Below are 5,506 nucleotides of genomic sequence, written 5' to 3'. Positions count from 1 at the left end.
GATTTCTTGTATCATCACCCTATACTAACTCATCACTTGCCATTTGACCACCACCCAAAAAAGAAGGACACAAACTGCTCGGCGGTTTCAGCTCTGAACTGCGCGATCTTCCGTGGAGCATCGCCGGGCCTTTTTGGGGTAAAAGAGAAGAAGGCTCTGTCTATTTTCCCGCGCCTGCAGCAGCGTATTTCAACAAGGAACAAGATGAATACGCTTGGCTGATTCCTTCTCAAGAAACTGGCAGTATTTTTCCCGATCTGCCTGAAGAACTGCGGTCTTTGGTCTTTGCAAACGGAGAAGAAATCTCTGGCAAAGACTTTAGCCCAGCGCAGGGATGGATTGAAGATGCTGCTCTGGAAAAATTTATTCAGAATGGAACTCATGAGAATTTCAGTTATGAGAAGGAAGAGAAGTTCTCCTGTTCTGAACTGCGCAGCGGCATTGGTGTTGATGAAGACTCTTTTGCCGCAAAAGATGGGATGTTTTTCATCACGCCAAGAATGCGGGTGAAGCGGGAGTGGGATAAACAAATACGAACGCTGCGCCAGTATGTCTTCTCCGTGCAACTACGCTTTGCAGCAGAAGATGCCCGCGCCCAATTGGAGAAGATCATCAGGAAAAACATAGGCGCATTTTTCGGCGGCGAGCGGGGTCGAGTGAAAATCAGTCTTCGCAAAAACGCGCCGCTCATTCAAGCTCCTTCTCCTGCGGTTCTGACAGAAAAGGGCCGCTTTTTCGTCTATCTCTGCACGCCATCGATTTTTGAGGAAGGCTGGAGACCAAAGCAATGGCCTGCTTGTTTCTGCGGAGCCAAACTGATCGGGGTTGCTTTGCGTAAACCCTGCCGTGTCAGCGGCTGGTCGCATGAAACAGCAAAAGGAAAGCCGCGCCGCCTCTTTCATGCTGCGCCCGGTGGCAGCGTCTATTACTTTGAAACTAAAGACTGGGACGAAAGCAAGTTTGCGGCCCTGCTTGAGCAATATCACTTCAGCAAATCCATTTCAGATTACTATCCCTGCGCCGGATTCGGCATCACCTGCATCGGGACATGGAACGAAGGAGGCAGCCATGCTGCATAAACTGCTGTATCTGACTGCGGTCTCGCCGGTGCATAACGGCTCCGGGCAAGGCTTGGGCGCGATTGACAACCCCATCATGCGGCAGCGCGACACCAATTTGCCTATTATTCAAGGCAGCTCAATTAAAGGTGTGCTTCGGGCAACATGGGAGGAAAACAAGGAGCGGAAGGCTGTGCTCTTTGGGCCAGACACAGGCGCAGGGGATGATGCTCACTCAGGTGCTTTGTGCGTGGGTGATGCGCAGCTTCTCTTTTTTCCGGTGCGCTCGCTGAGAGGTGCTTTTGTCTGGGCAACTTCGCCGCTGGCATTGGCTCTGTATCAAAAATTGCTGTGCTTTGCTGGGGACGGGATTAAAAAAATGCCGTCTCTTAGGCCTTTAATAGAAAAAATCAGCAAGGAAGAGCAGCTGTTTGTCTGCTCGGATGGATTAAACGACTTGAAAGCAGGCCAGCACATTGTTCTTGAGGAATACGGCTATGATGCGCCGAAGGAGGGGTGCAAAGAGCTGGCAAAATTTGCAGAAGAAATGTCCGGTATCATCTTCCCTGAAATGTATCCATCGTTTCTAAAGGAAAAATTTAAGAAACATCTGGTTGTCCTACCAGAAGATGATTTTCAATATTTCATCACTTTTGCCACTGAAGTCACGCCGAATATTCGCATCGGCGAATCTGGGGCCACTGAGAATGGCTCCCTGCGCTACACGGAATATTTGCTGTCGCAAAGTGTGCTGTGCAGTTTATGGAGCATTGACAAAGGCAGAGGAAAAAATGCCAAAGATGCGGAGCTGGAAATAGCGGATGCAGTTTGGGCGGCGGTTGAGCAGCTTGCAGAGGAAAACTGCCGAGTGCAGATCGGCGGAGATGCGACCATCGGCAAGGGACTGATGGAGCTGAAGTTCCATCCTTGATTAAGGAGGAAATGGATATGCCGGTGAGAAATATCGCTAATGAGAATGCAAGAAAGGCGTTTTCAGCCATCCTGGATGTCAAAGAGAATCACCCTGATGCTGCGAAAGAATATCTCAGCTTGGTTCGGGGTACGGATGCTTTTATTCATCAATGCGGCTTGCTTCAGACCTTGGCATTTTATTTAGCCAAAAAGAAAGATCATCACCATCTGCTGATGGAGCATATGCTCGAATACCTTGGCCCTGAATATCTCCCTGATTGTGACAGATTGAAGGGATATCGGCGGCTGATTGGAAGGAAAGATACTGAACTGATGCTGTGCACTGCCAAGATTCGTCAATACATTCTCTGGCTCAAACGTTATGCCGAGGCAATGCTGGATGAAAAATGAGACGGAGAAAATAGAGAAGACAGAGGCAGAGATTCCGGGCGGCCAGAGAATCTGTCGGCTTAATCTTCAGAATATTCTTGGAGGAGATGCGGATATAAATCCCAGTCTATTTTATGGCAAATTTGCCGAACGAGATAGGGTTCCAGGAGAAGAATCAGACGAGAAGAAAACAAAACATGTTAATCGGTTGATCAGTTTAGGCGGCTGGCCTGACAAGCTGGAAGAGCTGGCGGCGTATCTTCATTCTGGCGCAAAAACCTTTACGATGCAGACTGAAACCAAGCTGCTGATTGGCCGGGGCACGCCTTCGGTGTTTGAGCAGGGCATCAGTCTGCATCCGCTCTTTGGCCTGCCGTTTCTTCCCGGTTCAGCGATTAAAGGTGTGACTGCGCATTGGGCAGCGGCAAACGTCGAAGATGCGGAGTTGCGAGAGCAGATATTCGGGCCGCCGACTGAGAACGAGGAGAAAGCGCAGGGAAAGGTAGTTTTTCTGGATGCTGTGGTACTGCTTGGAAAAGGACGTTATGGCTCCGCATTATTCAGAGTATTACAGAGGCAATGCTAACTGGCCGTCCGACGGGGAAAACGTCATTCCTATGATCCTGCCAGCAGTGCAACGGAAGATTAAGTTTCAATTCGCTGTGCAGCTTGCGGCAGCGGCCAAAGGGGAAGAACAGCTTCTGGTCACTGCGCAGGAATGGATTGAATCCGCCTTGCAGGAGTTTGGCATCGGTTCCAAGACTGGCAGCAATTATGGATATTTTAAGTAATAGGTGAACAGAATGGCTCGTCAATATATCATCACTGTTGGAGCGAGTCTGCTTGAGGCTCCCTGTTTTCAAGGCGACATACGACTTGAAACCCTTGCCGCCAATGACGAACTGCTTGATTTAAAGAAACGGCAGGAGGTCAAAAACAAGACCAAGGAACTCCTGTCGGCGTGCGGGGATGATATAAACAAGTTTCTACAGAAGAACCCGTTCAACAGAGAACTTTGGGAGAAGGATAAATATCATCTGCTTGGGGCGGAGTTGGCGACGCTGCGGAGAATTCACAACGCCAATTATATTCAAGATGATGACATTCTACATCTTTTTGCCAGCAAGAAAAATACCATCGGAGGCAGATGCGGCAGCTTGCTGGAGCTGATTCTGAAAGATATTTTTCCAGCCTGTTCAATCACTCTGCATCATTTCGAGCAGCTTGACGCTGAATATACAGGATGTCTTAAAGTTGGACTGAAAGAAGCCTATCGTGCTGCTCAGGAGATCATCAGCGGAACAAAGGCGGATACTTGGTTGGTTCTCAGCGGCGGATACAAGGCGGTGGTGATGATGCTTGCCCAGCTGCAAATGACACATGACCGAATCACTGTCGCCTCGCTGCATGAAGATACAAACGAAGGATTTCTGAGCCTGCCATCTGTCGCCAGGAACATAGCGACCTGTATAAGAAAAGCTGATCAAGAACCTGACCTTGCTGATCTCTGAATAATGGGCAATCAATGCAGAACATGCGGAGAAGAAAATTCTTCAGCTAATGCTGTACGAAGCGGTAAAGAGCTGATTGATCAATCGTCCTGCTGCTGTCAGGAATTTGCTCTCAGACGGATGAAACTCCTAATGCAGGGCAACAGTCGGCAGACACTGTATCTGCAAAAAGGATACGGCCCGGCCTTCAGCCGCGAGAAGGTTACAGTTGATTTTCTGAAAGGCGCAGAGAATGTGCTGTATTCTTCAGCAGAAGAACGGCATTTCTTCACCTATGCCGTGTTCAACTGGCTTATCCGCCGCTATGCTTTCAAAGAAGCATTTAGCCTACTGCTCTGGTTGAAGAGTCCGAAACAACAGCCGGGCGGCTTCGCTCCTGCCGCATATTGGGCACTGCTGGGCCTCATCCTCTTCGATCTGCTGCTGTTCGGTTGGTTCTGCAAGGATTCTCCTGCGCTGGCTAAAGAATATTTTGCGGTTAGCTGCTATGGCTCCCTGCTGCTGGCCGGATTCCTGTATTGGCTGGCCGGAGGCATACAGGATTTCTTTGTTGTCTTCCGTCTTCTTGCGCCTCGGCTGGCGACCACAATTCTCACTGGTTATCTGTTTGTTCTGAACACAGGCCGAGTAAGCGATGTCATTGAGTTATATCGGTGGACAGCGGCAGTTCCGTCCCTCATTGCGGCCATCTTCTACATGCGGATTGAAATGGCCAAACAGCTGACTCCGCCGCCAGCAGAAAAGGAGCTGTGGACAAGAATCGGCATATTGCTCTTTATCTCCTGCGCGTGGTCGTTTCTGTTCACGGCCAGCGCAGCAGTCTTTTCTGGTAATCCTAAGCATATCAGCTACGCCCTGCCTTCCTTGCTGCTGGGAGTTATTCTGGAAAGCGTGTGGCAGGATAAACCGCTCACCGAGCCGGTATGATGCACCCAATTACTTTTCATGACCTCAACACCGCCTTTGCGCAGGTCAAAGCCAATCAGGGTTGCGCCGGGATTGATCAAGTGACCATCGCCCAGTTTGAAGCCGAACTGTGGGCAAATCTTTCCGCCTTAGAAGCAGAGCTAGCTGATGAACGCTATCAGCCTCTGCCGCTCTTGCGCATAGAAGTGGACAAAGGGAAGGACAATGGTGAGACTCGTTCGCTTTCCATTCCGGCGGTGCGCGACCGGGTGGCGCAGACCACTGTACTGCATCGGATTGAGCCGATCTTGGAGCAGGAGTTTGAAGATTGCTCTTACGCCTACCGCAAAGGCCGTTCTGTCCGGCAGGCCGTGCAGCAGATCATGGAATTGCATGAACTGGGGTATCAGTGGGTTGCTGATGCGGACATTGACGATTTTTTCAATCAGGTTGAACATGAGCTGCTCTTGGAGAAGCTGCGGCGGCATATTGATGACAGCGGCATTATCCGTCTGGTGCAGCAATGGCTGCGGGCGGAAGTCTGGGACGGGAATTTTTTGACGGTCATAGAGCGCGGCATTCCCCAAGGTTCGCCGCTTTCGCCAGTGCTTGCCAATCTGTTTCTGGATGAGCTGGACGAGGCCATGCTCCGTTCCGGCTTCGCCTATGTGCGCTATAGCCAAAGCAATATAAAATGACTATGATATGCGCATGGCATACTCAATAGAT

General features: G+C 50.1%; 9 protein-coding genes. All 9 read left to right on the top strand.

All coding sequences use genetic code 11. From position 1 onward, the window contains the following. A partial coding sequence (locus tag ACNKID_RS10090) for a hypothetical protein (RefSeq protein WP_417913302.1) occupies positions 1-222 on the top strand: 222 nt, incomplete at its 5' end. Continuing rightward, positions 120-1,079, top strand: coding sequence for a type III-B CRISPR module-associated Cmr3 family protein (locus ACNKID_RS10085; protein ID WP_417913304.1), 960 nt, complete (start codon positions 120-122; stop codon positions 1,077-1,079). The genes ACNKID_RS10090 and ACNKID_RS10085, both read left to right, overlap by 103 nt. Then, a complete protein-coding gene (gene cmr4, locus ACNKID_RS10080; RefSeq protein ID WP_417913301.1) occupies positions 1,069-1,989 on the top strand; it encodes a type III-B CRISPR module RAMP protein Cmr4 in 921 nt (306 codons plus the stop codon). The genes ACNKID_RS10085 and cmr4 overlap by 11 nt, the downstream gene beginning before the upstream one ends. A gap of 11 nt (positions 1,990-2,000) precedes the next feature. Continuing rightward, positions 2,001-2,381: a type III-B CRISPR module-associated protein Cmr5 gene (gene cmr5 / locus ACNKID_RS10075; protein WP_417913300.1), complete on the top strand. Its 381-nt coding sequence runs from the start codon at positions 2,001-2,003 to the stop codon at positions 2,379-2,381. Continuing rightward, positions 2,371-2,946, top strand: a complete 576-nt coding sequence (gene cmr6, locus ACNKID_RS10070) for a type III-B CRISPR module RAMP protein Cmr6 (protein ID WP_417913299.1) — start codon at positions 2,371-2,373, stop codon at positions 2,944-2,946. The genes cmr5 and cmr6 (ACNKID_RS10070) overlap by 11 nt, the downstream gene beginning before the upstream one ends. Further along, a complete protein-coding gene (gene cmr6 / locus ACNKID_RS10065) occupies positions 2,876-3,151 on the top strand; it encodes a type III-B CRISPR module RAMP protein Cmr6 (protein WP_417913298.1) in 276 nt (91 codons plus the stop codon). The genes cmr6 (ACNKID_RS10070) and cmr6 (ACNKID_RS10065) overlap by 71 nt, the downstream gene beginning before the upstream one ends. Positions 3,152-3,163: 12 nt before the next feature. Next, complete coding sequence (locus ACNKID_RS10060) at positions 3,164-3,871, top strand: hypothetical protein (protein WP_417913303.1); 708 nt, start codon at positions 3,164-3,166, stop codon at positions 3,869-3,871. A 132-nt stretch (positions 3,872-4,003) separates the two neighbouring features. Continuing rightward, complete coding sequence (locus ACNKID_RS10055; protein ID WP_417913297.1) at positions 4,004-4,798, top strand: hypothetical protein; 795 nt, start codon at positions 4,004-4,006, stop codon at positions 4,796-4,798. Next, complete coding sequence (locus ACNKID_RS10050) at positions 4,795-5,475, top strand: reverse transcriptase domain-containing protein (RefSeq protein ID WP_417913296.1); 681 nt, start codon at positions 4,795-4,797, stop codon at positions 5,473-5,475. The genes ACNKID_RS10055 and ACNKID_RS10050 overlap by 4 nt, the downstream gene beginning before the upstream one ends. The last annotated feature ends 31 nt before the right edge of the window (positions 5,476-5,506 follow it).

It is taken from the genome of Candidatus Electronema sp. TJ, from assembly GCF_048287355.1.
Lineage (GTDB): Bacteria > Desulfobacterota > Desulfobulbia > Desulfobulbales > Desulfobulbaceae > Electronema.
This window is presented reverse-complemented; position numbering and strand designations above follow the sequence as displayed.